Source organism: Embleya sp. NPDC050154 (genome assembly GCF_044460165.1).
GTDB lineage: Bacteria > Actinomycetota > Actinomycetes > Streptomycetales > Streptomycetaceae > Embleya.
This window is the reverse complement of the sequence record NZ_JBITJP010000020.1, coordinates 25,945-42,964: the sequence shown is the minus strand read 5'-3', so window position 1 is coordinate 42,964 and position 17,020 is coordinate 25,945. Positions and strand designations below refer to the sequence as shown.

8 protein-coding genes are annotated in these 17,020 nt (G+C 72.6%); 3 read left to right on the top strand and 5 right to left on the bottom strand.

Translation table 11 applies throughout. The annotated features are described in order from the left end of the window. Window positions 1-116: 116 nt before the first annotated feature. Together ACIBSV_RS34285 and ACIBSV_RS34280 are read right to left on the bottom strand one after the other, a co-directional pair. Window positions 117-1,103 carry an aldo/keto reductase gene (locus ACIBSV_RS34285; protein WP_395870066.1) on the bottom strand — a complete coding sequence of 329 codons (987 nt, stop codon included), beginning with the start codon at window positions 1,101-1,103 and terminating at the stop codon, window positions 117-119. Between the two features lie 204 nt (window positions 1,104-1,307). After that, window positions 1,308-2,111: a peptidoglycan-binding protein gene (locus tag ACIBSV_RS34280; protein ID WP_395870064.1), complete on the bottom strand. Its 804-nt coding sequence runs from the start codon at window positions 2,109-2,111 to the stop codon at window positions 1,308-1,310. A 1,010-nt stretch (window positions 2,112-3,121) separates the two neighbouring features. Here ACIBSV_RS34280 and lanKC point away from each other — a divergent pair. From lanKC to ACIBSV_RS34265, 3 genes are all read left to right on the top strand, one after another. Then, the gene (gene lanKC / locus ACIBSV_RS34275; RefSeq protein ID WP_395870062.1) at window positions 3,122-5,845 is read left to right on the top strand and encodes a class III lanthionine synthetase LanKC; all 2,724 of its coding nucleotides are present in this window, start codon (window positions 3,122-3,124) and stop codon (window positions 5,843-5,845) included. 254 nt (window positions 5,846-6,099) lie between these two features. Beyond that, window positions 6,100-7,902 carry an ABC transporter ATP-binding protein gene (locus ACIBSV_RS34270; protein ID WP_395870059.1) on the top strand — a complete coding sequence of 601 codons (1,803 nt, stop codon included), beginning with the start codon at window positions 6,100-6,102 and terminating at the stop codon, window positions 7,900-7,902. A 10-nt stretch (window positions 7,903-7,912) separates the two neighbouring features. Further along, window positions 7,913-9,838 (top strand): FAD/NAD(P)-binding protein, encoded by a 1,926-nt coding sequence (locus ACIBSV_RS34265; RefSeq protein ID WP_395870057.1) that lies wholly within the window; start codon window positions 7,913-7,915, stop codon window positions 9,836-9,838. Window positions 9,839-10,000: 162 nt separating this feature from the next. Here the strand turns inward: ACIBSV_RS34265 and ACIBSV_RS34260 are convergent, their stop codons facing one another. The 3 genes from ACIBSV_RS34260 to ACIBSV_RS34250 form a co-directional block, all read right to left on the bottom strand. Then, window positions 10,001-12,826 carry a BTAD domain-containing putative transcriptional regulator gene (locus tag ACIBSV_RS34260; RefSeq protein ID WP_395870055.1) on the bottom strand — a complete coding sequence of 942 codons (2,826 nt, stop codon included), beginning with the start codon at window positions 12,824-12,826 and terminating at the stop codon, window positions 10,001-10,003. A gap of 490 nt (window positions 12,827-13,316) precedes the next feature. Continuing rightward, window positions 13,317-14,993, bottom strand: a complete 1,677-nt coding sequence (locus tag ACIBSV_RS34255; RefSeq protein WP_395870053.1) for an FAD-binding dehydrogenase — start codon at window positions 14,991-14,993, stop codon at window positions 13,317-13,319. Window positions 14,994-15,708: 715 nt separating this feature from the next. After that, window positions 15,709-16,950, bottom strand: coding sequence for a sensor histidine kinase (locus ACIBSV_RS34250; protein ID WP_395870051.1), 1,242 nt, complete (start codon window positions 16,948-16,950; stop codon window positions 15,709-15,711). Window positions 16,951-17,020: the final 70 nt, after the last annotated feature.

Genomic DNA, 17,020 nt, shown 5'->3' with positions numbered 1-17,020 from the left:
CCGGGCGGATCCGTTCGGCCGACCCAATTCCGGGCTCCGTCTTCGTTCGGTGCGACCAGCACGCCACGGGTGCGATCGCGATAAGGGTCCCGAATGGTTGGGCGGGCTGCCCGGTGTCAGTGGGCCGTGTCCAGTCGGGTGCGCTGCTCCGGGGTCAGTTCCAGGTCCACCGCGGCCAGGTTCTCCTCGAGTTGTTCGACCGAGGACGCGCCGGCGAGCGGGACGATCGGGAACGCGCTGCCCAACTGCCAGGCCAGCACCACCTGGTTCACCGTGGCCCCGGTCTCCTTCGCCACCTCGCGCAGGACCGCCAGCCGGGCCGGCGTGCCCGGGTGGTCGTAGTCCGGCGGCAGCGGCTTGTCCTCGCGCACGTACGCGCCGCCGAGCAGCGGCGAGTAGGCGACCAGGGTCAGGTCCGGCTCGGCCCGCAGGTAGCTCAGCAGATCGGGCCCGACATGACCGAGGCTGCCGTCCTCGAACAGCGCATCGGAGATGTCGTAGCGCGGGCGCAGCAGGCTGTGCTGGTACTGCAGGACCTCGTAGCCGGGCACGCCGGCCGCCGCCGCCAGCGCGCGGGCCCGCTCGACGCGCCACGTGGCGTGGTTGCTCACCCCCAGCAGCCCGACCGTACCCTCGAGCACCAACGCGCCGAAGCCCTCGACGGTTTCGCGCAGCGGGACGGTCCGGTCCTCGATGTGCGCGTAGAGCACGTCGAGCCGCTCCACGCCCAGACGTTCCCGGCTGCGCTCGGCGGCCTCGCGGATGGTCTTCGCGGACAGCCCCTCGGGGTTGTCGATGAATCCGGTGCCGGGTGCGAGCGGGGCCGCGCCCAGTTTGGTGGCGATCACTATCTCGTCGCCGACACCGCGGCTGCGCCGCCAGCGCCCGAGCAGCGCCTCGCTCTGGCCGCCCTGGCCGCCGTCCTCCCAGTAGGCGTAGTTGTCGGAGGTGTCGATGAAGGTGCCGCCGGCCTCGACGTAGCGGTCCAGTACGGCGAAGGAGGTCTTCTCGTCGGTCCGGGTGCCGAAGAGCATCGCGCCCAGGGCGAGCACGCTCACCTCGCGGCGGGTGGTCGGATCGGTTCCGATGGTGCGGTACTTCATGATGTTTCCCTCCGGTTCGGCCCGTGGTCTCCGAGCCCCGAACGGGAGTCAACAACCTGGAGCGCGCTCCAGGTCAAGCGCTCGGGCCGGTTCGGTGCCCGGGGTCGGGCGCCTCGCCGGCCGGGGCGGGTCGGGTGGGCGTGCGGCGGCGCGCGCCGTACGCCCACCCGCGGTGGTCGGTGGTCGCTGGTGGGGGCTCGGGAATCAGCCCACCCTGAAGCCGTGTTGGTTGCCCAGTCGGGTCAGCGAGGTCCGCCCCGGGACGCCGTCGGCGTCGGTGCCGGAGTAGCCCAGGCGGCGCTGGTAGGCCGCGTAGGCGCGGATCGTGGCCGTGCCGAAGGATCCGTCGACCAGCCCCGAGGCGAGCAACCCCTCGGCCTGGAGCGCCTGTTCGACCAGAAGCACGTCGGTGCGGTGCGCGGCGGAGCCCTGCGGCGCGGGTGGGTCGCGCCGGGCCGAGTCGAGCACGTTCGCGAGGTCGACCGTCGGTCTCCCGCCGCCCGAACCGCCGCCGCGCGGGTCGTGCGGGTCGGCGGTGGGTGGGCAGCCGTCGGGAAAGCGGGGCGCGAAATAGCCGGTCACCTTCGGGTCCGTGCGGCGAGTCGTATGCGAGTACACGCCGTTGCCCTGACCCGCGTCGCCGCCGGTCGGGATGGTGTTGCCGCCCTTCGTGTACACGTGCGTGTCGTCGAAGCGCACCACGATCTCGGTGTGCGCGCCGTTGCCGAAGTCGACCCACGCCCCCCAACTCGGATACTCCGACCACTGGCCGTGCCCGCGGGCCCAGTCGGCGAACGCGGACACGTTGTCGACCTTGGGCACGATCCGGGCCAGGCCGACGTCGTTGTACATGCACCAGTCGAAGATGACGCACCACGCGACGCCGTCCTCGCCGAACTCCCGACCCCATTTGGTGTGATTGTCATAGCCATCCCGGGCGTTCCAGCCCTCGTACACACCCTCGGGAACGGCTTGCAGATGTGCGATCAGGTCGTCCCATGTGGCCATGGGCGCCCCCATTTCACGCCGTGCGGAACGTACACACGATGGCCGGGGTGGCGGGCCCCGTTCCGGTGGACCCGCACACACCCCGGGTGCGCCTCGCGACCGGCACGAGGCGCACACTGACGTCGATCGAAGGCATACCCCGTGACCTGCGGCGTGTACCACGAGTATGTGTTCGACGACACAGCGTGGTCGGATTATCGTATGGTCGTATCGAGGGGGTGGTGATCTACTCGCGGGTGTTGCGTTCCGCTGCCGGGCAGTCCCGCAAATGCTCCCAGAAATATGGGATATCGCCGGACGCCCGATGCTCGCGAGGATGGTGCGAGCGCGTTCCGCGTCAGGCGGATCGCGCGAGTCGCCCGTACGAACGTGCCACGCGTGCGGCTGGAGGGGAGCACGCCGAGTCACCGGTGGGGCGACTGGGACGAGGATGGACACGAATGCCGCGGCGTGTGCGGCCGGTACCGGTGTGCTGGGGGCCACCGAACCGCCCGATCCGCGCCGCCTCGTGTCCGCCCTCGTCCCCGAAACGCCCGAACCCCCCGAACCGGCCGTGAGCTCGCGCATCGACCGTCATCGGCCGTTCGTCGCGGAACCCGCCGACCCGGCGACCCCCATCCCCGGCACGATCCACGACCGGCCGAGCGTCGCGCCGGTCCTCGGGATTGCCCATCCCGCAGCCTGAACCACGCGCCCGGCCCGGTGGATCGCCCGGCCGGGCTCGCGCATGCCCGCCCCGCCGGCGACGACCCCGACACCGGGCACCGGCCACCGGCCACCGGGCACCCGGCACGGCCGTGCGTCTCCGGTCGCCCGCCCGCCGACCAGCCGATTCCAGCTTTGCTCAAGGCCTGTTCAGGGTTTGTTCAGGGTCGATCCCGCATCGTCGTGTCCGTCGCTCCGGCGCCGACCCGGCGGATAGGCCGAGGCCCCCTCGGGGCCGACCAATCCGCCGGTGCTCGCGCCCCGTCCGGTTGCCCGTGCCTCGCCAAGTTCGAGAGGAGACCCCGATGGACGTTCGGTATCCGGCCTTCTGTCTGGCGGACCCGAGGTTCTACGACTCTCCGGATCGGCTGCGGCCGGATGCCGGCCAACTCGACTACCGAACCCTCGTCGACACCCCGCCCGGGTGGGAATTGGTGGCCGCGGGGCCGTGGACCCACCTGCGGCCTCCGCCCGATGCGGCCCCACTGCCCGCTCAGGGCTGGAAGATCCACGTCTCGGCCACGCTCGACAACGCGGCCGAACTGCTGGAGAAGGTGACCGCGTACTGCTTTCGGCACGTGATCGCGGTCAAGTTCCTGCCCAACTCGCTGGTGCTCCAGGCGCGGAACGGGAAGTACGCCGCCCGTGAGGGCAGCGGAAAGTTCCTCACCCTCTACCCCCGGGATGTCGAGGAGCTGCGCCGCACCCTCGTCGACCTCGATGCCGCGATCGGCGGGTCGCCCGGGCCGTACATCCTCAGCGATCTGCGTTGGAACGAGGGGCCGTTGTACGTCCGCTACGGCGGATTCACGCTGCGCCACGTCTACGGGCAGGACGGCACGAGGACGCCCGCCGTCGAACGGCCGGACGGCGTACTGGTGCCCGATCATCGCGAACCTCGGTTCACCGTGCCGGAGTGGGTCGAGATGCCCGACTTCCTCGCCCCCTCGGCCACGCCGCGGATCAGTCGTGAACAACCGGAGGAGTTTCCCTACGAGATGCTCTCCGCGCTGCACTTCTCGAACGGCGGCGGGGTCTACCGGGTTCGCCGCTTCCACGACCGCGCCGAACTGGTGCTCAAAGAGGGCCGACCACACGCCGGCCTGGACCGCCTGGGTCGGGACGCCCCCGCGCGGTTGCGCCTCGAACACGCGGTCCTGGTCGATCTGAAGGGCATCGCCGGTATCCCGCTCGCGCACGACTACCACCTCTTGGGCGGCCACGAGTTCCTGGCCATGGACCACGTCCCGGGCATCTCGTTGCAGACCTGGGTCACGCTGAACTACCCGAGCCCGGACAACCCCGGCGAACACGGCTCGGCCGCGGAGTACGCGGCGACGGTCGAGCACATCCTCGAGCGATTGGAGCGCACGGTGCGAGCCGTGCACGCCCGGGGATACCTGTTCAACGACCTGCATCCGGGCAACGTGCTGATCGACGACGAACTGAACGTGTCGCTGATCGACTTCGAGGCGGCGCAGCCGCAAGGCACGCCCGGACCCCGCCCGCTGGGCGCCCCCGGGTTCGCCGCCCCGGACGTGCTGCGCGGCGAGGCCGCCGACCTGTACTCGCTCAACGCGATCCGGCTGTTCCTGTACCTGCCGTTGAACAGCCTGCTGGCGCTGTGCCCGGCCAAGGCCCACGTGCTCGTCGCCAAGGCGCAACAGCGCCTGGGCCTCCCGGACGACGTGGTCCGTCCGCTCACCCGGGCGCTCACCGTCGCCGTCGAACCGGCCTCGGGACTGCGTCCACCGGACGCGCGGCTGGCCTTCACGGAGGTTGCCGGATCCTGGGAGCGGCACACGAGTGCGCTGACGGCGTCCATCCGTGCGGGAGCCACGCTCGATCGGCGGGATCGACTGTTCCCGGGCGACATCAACCAGTTCTTCCACGGCGGCGGCGGTATGGCGTTCGGCGCGGCCGGGGTGATCGACACGCTGTACACCGCCGGCGTGGGCGCCGGCGAACTCGCGGGCGCCGCGGATTGGCTCGAACGCGACCTCGGCGCGGGCCGCGAGCCGCGCCTGGGCCTCTACGACGGCGCGGCCGGCATCTGCCACGTGCTGTACAACCTGGGCCGCACCGACACCGCCCTCGCGTTCCACGATCGGTGCCTGATCCACGCTCCGCAGGTGTACGGCATCAAGCTGTTCGACGGACTCGCCGGCATCGGACTCTCCAGCCTGGACTTCCATCGCAGAACCGGCGACCCGAACCTGCTCGAGCACGCCGAGCAATCGGCCGCGACCGTGGAAACGGCCGTCGGCCAAGGGGTGTTCGGCGTCGGAGAGCACGCCGCCGCGGCCGGCTCACTACTGCGCGACCGGACCGGGAACGCCGTGGACAACTTCTCCGGCGGCCTGATGTACGGCTGGACCGGCCCCGCGCTGTTCCTGCTCCGGATGTTCGAGGTCACCGGTCGAAGGCGTTGGCTGCAAGCGGCTGTCGCGGCACTGCACCGCGACCTCGACCAGTGCCGATCCCTGCCCGACGGCAGCCTCCAGGTCAGGAACGGCGGGCGGGTCCTGCCCTACCTGGCCACCGGCAGCGCGGGTGTGGCACTGGTCGGCGACCTGATCCTGGGCCACGAACACGACGACCGGATCGCCGCCGCCGTACCGTCGCTGGCCCTGGCCTGCGCGGACGACGTGTGCGTCGGCGCCGGGCTGTTCAACGGCAGGGCCGGACTGGTCGGCGCGCTGCGCGAGTCGGGCGCGCGACCGGACCGGGGGCACCTCGCCGAGCGTGTCGACGCGGGTGTCGCGGCGCTGGACCTGTACGCGCTCGCCGACGAGCACGGCCTCGTCTTCCCCGGCGAGCAGAACCTGCGCGCCTCGCTCGACCTGGCCACCGGATCCGCAGGTGTGTTGCGCCTGATCAACGTGCTTGCCGGACGAACCGCCGAGCTGTTGCCCTTCCTCGGCTCCGCGTCCTGGGCGAACGCCCACCCCGAACTCTCGGCCGAGGTCCCCGATACGACGGGACACCGGTTCGAGGACACCATCACCGCGATTTCCGGAGGGAGGTGAACCCCATGTCGAACTTCGTGCTGGGACTGCAGGAGATGCAGTCCGAAATCGGCTCCGAGGACGGCTTCGCGAGCGGCTGGACCTCGGTCTGCTGCGCGTGCAGCTGGGCGAGTCTGGGTTGTTGATCGAAGCGTGACCGTGTCGGGGTGCGGGATCCAGCGATCACGCACCCCGGCCGGTGACGCAACGGACGAATGCTCCCTGGGGACGAAAGCGGGTGGATCGACCATGCCAATCCTCGCGGTGGACCCGCGATGAGCCGGACCCCTCGGGTCGGGCCCCGGGAACTGCTTCGGTACCTGCGCGGTCACGTGGGCGTGATGGCTGTGGCCGGCCTCCTGTCCCTGATCGCCGCGGCCGGGACCCTGCTGCAACCCCTGCTGATCCGATCGGTGATCGCCGCGATCGAGGAATCCCGCTCGACGGTAGCCCCGGCGCTGGTGCTGGGCGCGCTGCTCTTGGGAGCCGCACTGGTCAACGGAATTCGGGAATACCTGCTGGTGCGCACCGCCGAGCGGCTGGTGTTGTCGGTACGCGAACGGCTGACCGCGCACGTGCTGCGGTTGCCGGTGGCGGACTACGACCGGCTCCGCACCGGTGACCTGCTGTCTCGGATCGGTGCGGACAGCGCGCTGCTGCGACTCGTGGTCACCGCGGGCCTGTTCGAACTGGCCACCGGCGGGCTGATGATCCTGGGCGCGGCCACCGCGGCACTGTTGGTGGACCCCGTGCTGTTCGCGGTCACCTGCGGTGGACTGGCGGCGGCTCTGCTGGGTGCGATGCTGATCAGCGGCCGAACCCGCCCGGTGTCCGAGCAGGCCCAGGCCCGCCTCGGCGAGATGGCCTCCGGCCTGGAGCGGGCCATCGGCGCGGTCCGCACCATTCGTGCCGCCCGCGCCGAGCAGCGCGAGACCGAGGCGATCAACCGCAGCGCCCGGCTGGCCTACGCCTCGGGGCTGCGGCTGGCCCGGCTCCAGGCGCTGGTCGCGCCGATCGCGCACATCGCGACGCACGGCGTGTTCCTGCTGGTGCTGGGCGTGGGCGGGACCCGGGTCGCCGACGGCACGCTGTCGGTGGGCGATCTGGTGGCGTTCGTGCTGTTCCTGTTCTTTCTGGTCGTCCCGCTGGGCCAGGTGATCACCGCGTACACCCAGCTCCAGACCGGCTTGGGCGCGATCCAACGGGTCGAGGAGGTGTTGCGCCTGCCCACCGAAACGGCCGGCGACACACACGTCACCATCCCGTCCGCACAGGTGCCCACCGGGCCGGTCGCGGCACGTGCCCACACGATCGAACACCCGGGTGCCCCGCTGCCGGCCGCAGGCACGTCGGTGATCACCTTCGAGGACGTCACGTTCGGGTATCGCGCCGCCGAACCGGTGCTGCGCGACGTCTCCTTCGACATCGCGCCGGGCACCCGGACCGCGCTGGTCGGACCGTCGGGCGCGGGCAAGTCCACCGTGCTGGCGCTGGTGGAGCGCTTCTACGACGTGGACGCCGGTGCGATCCGCCTCGACGGGGTCGACATCCGTGAGCTGCCGCGCGACCTGCTGCGCGCGCGACTGGGCTATGTGGAGCAGGAGGCGCCGGTCCTGGCCGGCACGATCCGCGACAACCTGCTGCTCACCGCGCCCGAGGCGGACGACGCGCGACTGCTCACGATCCTCGACGCGGTCAACCTCGCCGGCATCGTCGAACGTTCGCCGCTGGGCCTGGACGCCGAGGTCGGCGAGAGTGGTGTGCTGCTGTCCGGCGGCGAACGTCAGCGGTTGGCGATCGCCCGCACGCTGCTGACCGCCCCGCCGATCCTGCTCCTCGACGAGCCCACCAGCAGTCTCGACGCGCGCAACGAGTTCGCCTTCCGCGAGGCGATCCGGGCCGTATCCGCCGAGCACACGATGCTGATCGTCGCGCACCGGCTCGCCACCGTGGTCGACGCCGACCGGATCGTGGTGCTGGACCGGGGGAGGGTCGCGGCGGTCGGTCGGCACCACGAACTGGTCGACACCAGCCCGCTGTACCGCGACCTGGCCGCCCGCCAACTGCTCATCGCCTGAAGGAGCCGCCATGACAGACGCGCCGGACCGCGCGCACGTGCCGAGTATCGCGATCATCGGCGCGGGACCGCGCGGGACATCGGTCCTGGAGCGGATCGTCGCGAACGCGGCGCGGTGCGTGCCGGGCCTGCGCCCGGACATCCACGTGATCGACCCGTACCCGCCCGGCGGCGGGCGGGTATGGCGCCGTCGCCAGTCCGCGCTGCTGTGGTCGAACACCAGAGCCGACGAATGCACGCTGTTCACCGACGCGAGCGTCACTTGCCGGGGCCCGATCGTGCCGGGCCCGACCCTGGCACGGTGGGCCCGCGACCTGGCCCGGGGCGAGGAGCCGCATCCGCGCGGATTTCGGCCCGGCCCGAACACGCCCGCGGAGGCGGCCCGCGTGCACGACGGCTGGTTCGCCACCCGCGCGCTGGTCGGCGACTACCTGGCCTGGGTCTTTCGCCGCACCGTGGCCGCCGCCGCGCCCGACGTGCGCGTACATGTGCACGCGGCGGCCGCGCTCGACGTCCGCGACCTGCCCACCGGGCGGCAGCGGATCTCGCTGGAGGGGCGCGACCCGCTGGAGGTGGACGTGGTCGTGCACGCGCAGGGCAACTTCCGGGTGGGCCCGTATCCGCAGGAGCACGCGTTGGCCGAACAGGCCGTGCGGCACCGGCTCACCTATCTGCCGACCACCTCCGACCCGGAAAGCGCGGCGTCCCGGATCGACCCCGGAGAACCCGTGCTGGTCCGCGGCCTCGGTCTGGCGTTCATCGACACGATGGTGCTGCTGACCGCGGGGAGAGGCGGGCGCTTCAGGCGCGACGTCTCGGGCGAACTGCGCTACGAGCCGTCCGGACGCGAACCCGTGATCCACGCCGGGTCCCGCCGGGGCGTGCCCTACCGGTCGAAGTTCGGCTACACCCTGCGCGGCCCGCTGCCGGGGGTCGGGCGCTGTCCGGTGCCCGAGGTATCGGGCGGGCGCGTACCGGACTTCGTCACCGACCTGTGGCCGTCGATCGCCCGTGAACTGGCGTGGGCAGGCTACCGCGAACTGGCGTGCTCGCATCCCGGGCGGCTGGCCACCGACCCCGGCGCCTTCCTCGCCGCGCTGGAGGGGGTCGCCTGGAACACCCCCGAGTACCGGGAACTCGTCGAAGCGGCCGTGCCCGACGAGCGGGACCGGATCGACCTCGAAGGCCTCGATCGGCCGCTCACCGGCCGCCGTTTCGCCGACACCGACGCTCTGCGGCGGTGGATGATCGACTATCTCGCCGCCGATGTGGAACGCGGGCGCGATTCTCGGCACAGCGCGCATCTGGCCGTCTATCACGCGCTCTCGGGGATCGCCGAGGCACTGTGGCCGATGGTGCGCGACGGCAAACTCTCGCCGCGTTCGGCCACCCACGGACTGCCCGAGTTCTTCGACTTCTGCCGCTTCCGCACCAGCGGCCCGCCCGGGCCGCGCCTGGAACAACTCCTGGCCCTGACCCGGGCCGGCATCGTGCACCCCATCGGCGCCGGGCTCGAGGTCACGGTCCGCGACGGAGTGTTCCAGGCCCGCTCCACCAGCGTGGACACGGTGTTGCGCACCCGGGCGCTGATCGAGGCCCGACTGCCGGGGCGGGACCTGGGCCGAGTGCACGACTCGCTGCTCGTGCGGCTGATCGAACGCGGTGAACTGCGCGAGCAGACGCGCGTCGACCCGGTACGAGGCACGCGGCATCCCAACGGCATGGTGGACACGATCGAGAACCGGGTCAAACGTCGCGACGGCAGCGTGCACCCCGCCCGCTTCTTCCTCGATCCTGGCGACTTTCCCCGTCCCGGGAGTGACGCGGGCTTCCTGCGCCACAGCGACGCGGTGGCCCGGCAGGCGCTGCACGAGCTGGGACGGCGGGCGGACACCGCGCGGGCATCCGCCGCGGCCGGCGTTTCGGCGGTCGGGTGAGTCGGTGATTCGAGTCCGGACGCCGGGTGGTGCGACGCGAACGCCGGGACGAGTCGCGCGGGTTCGGAACACCGGACCCGGGAGTCGCCGCGGCACGCGGGTCCTCCCGGGCCTCACGCGCGGCGTACACGGCGAGTCGGCCGCGATCGTGCCCCGGGTCGGTCAGGCGGTGTCGGTCAGGCGATGTCGGAGGTGGTCGGCGCTTTCGCTGCGCCGTTGGGTCCGGTACAGGCCCAACGCCTGCCGCCACGCGTCGTGGGCCTGGGGGATCCGGCCGAGGGCAAGGTGTACCTCGCCGAGCCGAGCCAGCGTGTCGGCCTCGCGGAAGGCGTCCAGGAGTCGCCGGCGCAGCGCCAGTGCCCGACTGTAGTGCTCCAGCGCGAGCGCGTACTCCCCGTCGTGTTCGGCGAGCCCGCCCAGACTCTCCCGGGCGTCCGCCTCGCCGTCGGGAAAGTTGTGCAGCCGGCAACGAGTCAGGGCCCGCTCGCAGTAGGCCCGGGCGAACCGGGTGTGTCCCAACCGGGCGTGGCACCGGCCGACCGCGCCCAGCGCCGCCGCCTCCCCGCGCGGATCCGCGGGCCGGCCCCGGGTACGCAGACACGCCTGGGCGTGCGCCCGGTGGATCCGCAGGCCCTGCTCCGCGTGTATCAGCGCCTGCCGGTGGTCGCCCTGCCGCTCCCACGCCCCGGCCAACAGGAGATGGGCGTTCGCCCGCCCGGCCTCGTCGCCGATCGTCACCGACAGCGCGAGTGCCTCCCGCAGCCGGCGCAGCGCCTCGGTGTGCTCGCCCGCCGGAACGTGCGCGCGGCCCGACAGTCGATGCGCGTGTGCGCGAGCGGCGAGGTCGTCCGGGACACCGGCGGCAAGCGTGGCCCGCAACATCTCGCGTCGCTCGGCCAGATGGCCCAGGCGCCAGTGAAACGTGTCCAGGAACAGCGCCAGTTCCCAGGCCCGATGCGGCAACTCGCGCTCGATCGCCAAGGCGTGCGCTTCCCGCAGGCACGCGTGTTCGGTGTCGAACCAGCAGATCGCGGCGGCAGCGTTCCGGAAGACGACCGGCTCGGCCGCCTCGGGGCGGCCCGCCGAGCGTGCGGGCCGCGACGCGGACAGCCGCCGATCGGCCGCGCGTGCGGTGTCGACGTAGAAGTCCACCAGTCGGTGCAGCGCCGGCTCGCACCGCTGCCCGGTCGAGCCGTGCCGACCCCGCTCGATGGCGTACAGCCGGATCAGGCCGTGCAGGCGGTGTCGTCCCGCGACGTGTTCGCGGACCAGGTGCGCCGCCTCCAGCGTGCGCAGGTGTGTCCGGGCACGGGCGATGGTGAGCCCGGTGAGCGCGGCGGCCGCCGGTACGCCGATGTCCGGCCCGGGCGCGTGTGCCAGCAACTCGAACACGCGCGCCGTTGCGGGAGCCAGCGCGTGATACGAGGAGGAGAACACCGCGCGCACGTCCGCGGTGGGGTCGTCCACGTCCAGAGCGTCCAACCGGCCGGAGCGATCCCGCAGTTCGGCCGCCGCCTCGGCCAGGGGGCGACCCGGACGGGCGGCGGCGCGGGCGGCGACGATGCCGAGCGCCAGCGGCAGGCCGGCGCAGTGCTCGACGAGCGCGGCGACCGCGTCCGGCTCGGCGTCCGGTGCCGAGCCGAGCTGCCGGCGCAGCAACTCCCGTGCCTCGGTCGGGTCCAGCTCTTCCAGCGAGAGCGGCCGGCCACCGTGTGCGGTGAGCAGACCGGTGAGCCGGCGCCGACTGGTGACCAACACCGCGCAGGACGGCCCACCCGGGAGCAGCGGTCGGACCTGCGCGCTGTCGCGGGCATTGTCCAACACGATCAGCATGCGCTTGTCGGCGATCAGGCTGCGGTAGAGCGCGGCGCGTCCCGCCTCGTCCGGTGGGATCGCCGCGGAGTCGACGCCGAGGGCCTCCAGGAAGCCGCCCACCGCGACGCCGGCCGACACGGGTTGGCCTCTGGGTACGAAGCCACGCAGATCGACGTACAACTGTCCGTCGGGAAAGGCGTCGGCATGATGGTGTGCCCAGTGCAGCGCCAGCCAGGTCTTGCCGATGCCGCCGGAGCCGCCGATCACCGCGATCGCGACGGCATCGCCGGGTCGACGCGGCTCGCCGAGCGCCCGGTCCAGGTCGGCCAGGGCACGGGCTCGCCCGATGAATACCGCCGGGGCAGGGGGAAGTTGCCGGGGAATCGGGGTCCGGGTCGTGGGTAGGGGTGCCTCGGCGTCGGCGGGCGCCGGTACGGCGAGGACGGGCGACGCAGTGAGGATCCCCTGGTGCAGCCGCCGCAGGTCCCGGCCGGGGTCGGTGCCCAACTCGTGCGCCAACCGCCGGCGCAGGCGCTGGTAGTGCGCCAGGGCGTCGGCGGGACGGCCGTTGCGGTACTGGGCGAGCATGAGTTGCCCGGCCAAGCGCTCGTCCAGCGGATCCGTCCGTGCCCGGGTGGCCAGCCGAGGCAACATCGCGGCGTGATCGCCCAGTCGCAGGCGGAGGTCGTCGAGGTCCAACTCGGCCTGATACCGCTCGCGATGCAGGGCCTCGCGGAGCGCGCTGAACCAGGGCGTGTCGACGGTGGTGAAGGCGTCCCCGCGCCACAGGTCCAACGCCTGTGCCCAGGCCGAGGCGGCGCGGCCGTCGTCGTCCGTGCGCCGGGCCAGGGCGATCAGGTCGCGGAAGCGGTGCAGGTCGACGGCGGACGTGTCGGCCTCCAGCAGATAGCCGCCGGGACGGCGGGCGATGTGTACCTCCGCGACGGCCAGTCGTCGGCGCAGCCGGGACAGGTAGCTGTAGAGCGTCTCGCGGGCCCGGTGCGGCGGGCTGTGGCCCCAGACCCGCTCGACGATGCGCTCGATCGGTACGAGGCGGTTGGCCTCGACCAACAACACGGCCAGCACGCAGCGTTGACGCACGTGGCCCACATCGACCGGCGTTCCGTCGACCCGCACCTCGATGCCGCCGAGGAGCCCGAATTCCGGGGTCATCCGCGCCTCCCGGGTAACCCCCGGCCGACGACGCCCGCGATGCCGCGGACGCCGCCGGTACATGTACGAGGGGTCGGACGGGTTCTGGTGGGCGGACACCCGCGGTGGGGTGGACGCGCGTCGTCGGGGGCGGACGGGTCGGGTGGGTGGGAGGCGCCGTGCGGGGTGCGCGCCATCGATGCGAGGTCTCGGGTCTTCGAGGTCATGGGGTTCTCCGGATCGGTGAACGAGTCGGTCGTGCGTTGCCGATCCTGGGAGTGAACCCTGGGTCCGAGGAAGGCCGGAGCCCCGTCCCGAACATGTCCCGGACAGCCCGGGACGGCCGTGCGTCGGTGCACGGCCGGGATCCCGGCGGTCGCGAAGGACACCCGGCCGACCCGGCCGGGACACGGTCGCGCGCCCGGTGCCGCGCCCCGGCCTCGGGTATCGACGTCGAGCAGCTGCCGAGCATCCGGTGTCGCGAGCGGGAACGGCGGGCGCGGCCGCGGTGCTACGTGGCGGTGGCGCGGGCCGCGGCGCGGCCCGCGTGGCGGCCGCTGAACAGGCAGCCGCCCAGGAACGTGCCCTCCAGGGCGTTGTAGCCGTGCACACCACCGCCGCCGAAGCCGGCGACCTCGCCGGCCGCGTACAGGCCATCGACGGGCCGGCCGTCCGGGCCCAGGGCCCGCGATTCGAGGTCGGTCTGGATGCCGCCGAGGGTCTTGCGGGTGAGGATGTGCAGCTTGACGCCGATCAGCGGGCCGGCCGCGGGGTCGAGGACGCGGTGCGGCGCGGCGGCCCGGCCCAGCCGATCCCCGAGGTAGCGGCGGGCGTTGTGGATGCCCTGGACCTGCGAGTCCTTGCCGTACGGGTTGGCGATCTGGAGGTCGCGGGCCTCGATCTGGCGGCGCAGCAGCGCCGGGTCCAGCAGCGGTTCGGGGGTCGTGCGGTTCATCCCGGCGACGAGCTCCTCCAGTGTGTCGGCGACGACGAAGTCCTCGCCGTGCCGCTTGAACGCCTCCACCGGGGCGGGCGCGCCCTTGCCGAGCAGGCGGGTGCGCAGGAAGCCGACCCGGTCCTTGCCGGTGATGTCGGGATTTTGTTCGGACCCGGAGAGTGCGAACTCCTTCTCGATGATCTTCTGGGTGAGCACGAACCACGAGTGGTCGTGGCCCGCGAGGTCCTCGGTGGTGCGCAGGTGCCGGAGCGTGGCCAGGGTGTCGTAGCCGGGCAGGCAGGGGTCGGGCAACCGCCGTCCGAGTGCGTCGAACCACAGGGAGGAGGGGCCGGGCAGGATCCGGATGCCGTGGCCGGGCCAGATCGGGTCCCAGTTGCGCAGGCCCTCGGTGTAGTGCCACATGCGGTCGCGGTTGACCACCCGCAGGCCGCCGGCGGCGGCGATGTCGAGCATTCGTCCGTCCACGTACGCGGGCACGCCGGTGACCATGCTCGCGGGCGCGGTGCCCAGCCGTGCGGGCCAGTGGCGGCGGATCAGGTCGTGGTCGGCGCCGATCCCGCCGGTGGTCAGGACGACCGCTTGGGCGGTGAGTTCGAAGTCCTCGATCTCGTCCCGGTTGGTCGGCATGCCCCGGCGCGCGCGGTCCGGGGCGAGCACGCAACCGCGCACGCCTCGGGCGCCGCCGCCGTCGATGATCAACTCGTCCACCCGGTGCCGGTGGTGGAAGGTGAGCAGTCCGTCGGCGGCGGCCTGCCGGGCGAACCGGACGAAGGGTTCCAACACCCCGGGGCCGGTGCCCCACGCGACATGGAAACGGGGTACGGAATTGCCGTGCCCGTCGGCGCGCAGGCTGCCGCGCTCGGCCCAGCCGACCGTGGGCAGGAACGAGATGCCGAGCCCGGCCAGCCACGAGCGCTTCTCGCCGGCCGCGAACTCGACGTAGGCGCGGGCCCAGCGCACCGCCCAGGCGTCCTCGTCGTCGAGCCGGTCGAACCCGGCGCTGCCGCGCCAGTCGTTCCAGGCCAGTTCGAAGGAGTCCCGCACGCCCAGGCGCCGTTGCTCGGGCGAGTCGACCAGGAAGAGCCCGCCGAAGGACCAGAATGCCTGCCCACCCAGGTTGGCCGGACTCTCCTGGTCGACCAGCGCGACCCGCCTTCCCCGCGCGGTGAGTTCGTGCGCGGCCACCAGACCGGCGAGCCCGGCCCCCACGACGATGACGTCAGCGTCCACTGTGCGATCTCCTTGGGTCGGTGCCGCCGAACCGGCGACCCGGACGGGGTGTTCGGCGGTGCCCCGCTCCATCCGCCGAAGTTCCCAGGAGGGTACCCGCGCCGCGGCCTCGCATGGCGGTGCCGAGTACACCGGGCCGGTCCGGGCACCCGGCGTCGCCGCTCGTGCCGCGCCGGTGGGTCCCCATGGGATGCGGCCCGTATCCCGTATCCCGCTGGGCGGATCGGGGAGCGGACGGGGGAAACCAGGCGGATGACGGCTCGGGACCTGGCGCAACGGTACGAACTGACGACCCTGCTCGGTACCAAGCCGTTCGGCACCGGTGAGCCGATGGCACCGATGTACGCCCACCTGCGGACGGCGCCCGAGCCACCGAGCCGGGTCCGCCCGAAGGTGCCCGTCGCGCTGGACGCGCTCGTATTGCGGATGTTGGCCAAGAAACCCGCCGACCGCCCGCGCGACGCCGCCGAAGTGGCGCGCCTCCTCCAGCCGCTCGCCGACGGTACGGACGCCCTCGCACCGACCGTCGTGCTGCGGCCGCGGCTGCTTTCACGGCGCGGGGCGCTCCTGTCCGGACTCGGCGTCGCGGGCGCCGCCGTGGGGCTGGGCATCTACAACCATGACACCGACCGGACGGCAGCGGCCCGGCTCGGGTCGTCTCCGGCGGGTGGGCCCGGATGGACGGAGTCCCGTCCGGGGCGCGCGCCGTCCGGCCTCAGCCGACCCACTCGCGCTCGTTCCCGGGCACCGGCACGTCGGCGACGACCCGGAACCCGCCCTCCGGGCGGCGTCCGGCCTCCAGGGTGCCGCCGTGCAGGGTCACCCGCTCGCGCATGCCCATCAGCCCGTATCCGCTGCCGGTGATGCCGGCCGAGGACGACCGACCGCCCGCGCCGTCGTCGACCACCTCGACCACGACCCGATCGGGCAGATGCCGCACCCGCACACACGCCCGCGCGTCGCCCGAGTGCTTGCGCGTGTTGGTCAGCGCCTCCTGGATCACCCGGTACAACGTCAGACCGGTCGCGGGCGACAACGGCCGCCGCTCGCCGATCTCTTCGTAGTCGATCGGCAGGCCCGCCGCGCGCGACTCGACGATCAGCCGATCGATCTCCCGCATGCCGGGCTGGGGTTCGGAGGGCGCCTCCTCGGGAGCGTCGGTGCTGCGCAGTACACCGAGCAACTGGCGCATCTCGCCCAGCGCGGTGCGGCCGGACTGCTCCAGCGTGAACAGCGCCCCCTTGGCCGTCTCGGGGTCGCGGTCCAAGGTCGCGCGAGCGCCACCCGACATCAGATACATCGTGGTGATGTGGTGCGCCACGATGTCGTGCAACTCGCGGGCGATCCGCCGCCGTTCCTCGGTCACCGCCCGATCCGCGAGCAACTCCCGGTTGATGGCCAGCTGTTGCTGCCACGCGGCGGTGCCGACGCCCACCGCGATCACCAGACAGGTCGCCCCCAGGGTCCCGGCGACGGTCGCCGCGAAGGCTTCCGTGCCGCGCGCCGCCCGCACCACCTGGACCGTCATCGCCGCGGCCGCGGCGAGCCCGATGTCGAGGGGGCGGCGATACCGGGCCACCGTGTACACCGCGATCATCAGCGCGCAGCCGTAGCTGTGCGCGGACGCGTCGGTGAACAACGTGAAGAGCAGTTGCACCACCGTCACGGCGGCGAGCACGGCCGGCGGGTGCCGGCGGCGAAACGGCAGGAACGCGGAACCCAGGATCGCCAGCGCGATCCCGGGGCCCAGCGAGGCCGGGGCGGGGTCGAACTCCTCGGCCGTGACGTACGCGAGTACATCCAGCGCGGCGGAGGCAATCGCGAGCAACAGCTCGTTGCGGTGCGCGGACAAGGCCGTGACCTCGCGCCGGATTCGCGCGTACCGCCCGGCGCGTCGGCGCGCGGTGGTGCCGTCGCCGGCCGCTGCCGGGAGCGCCGGCGGGTGATCGGACCCCATCCTCGGGCCTCCTTGGCTGGTTGTCGGTGGTCGACGGACAGGAGAGCCGTTCGGCCGGTCGGCCGCGTGT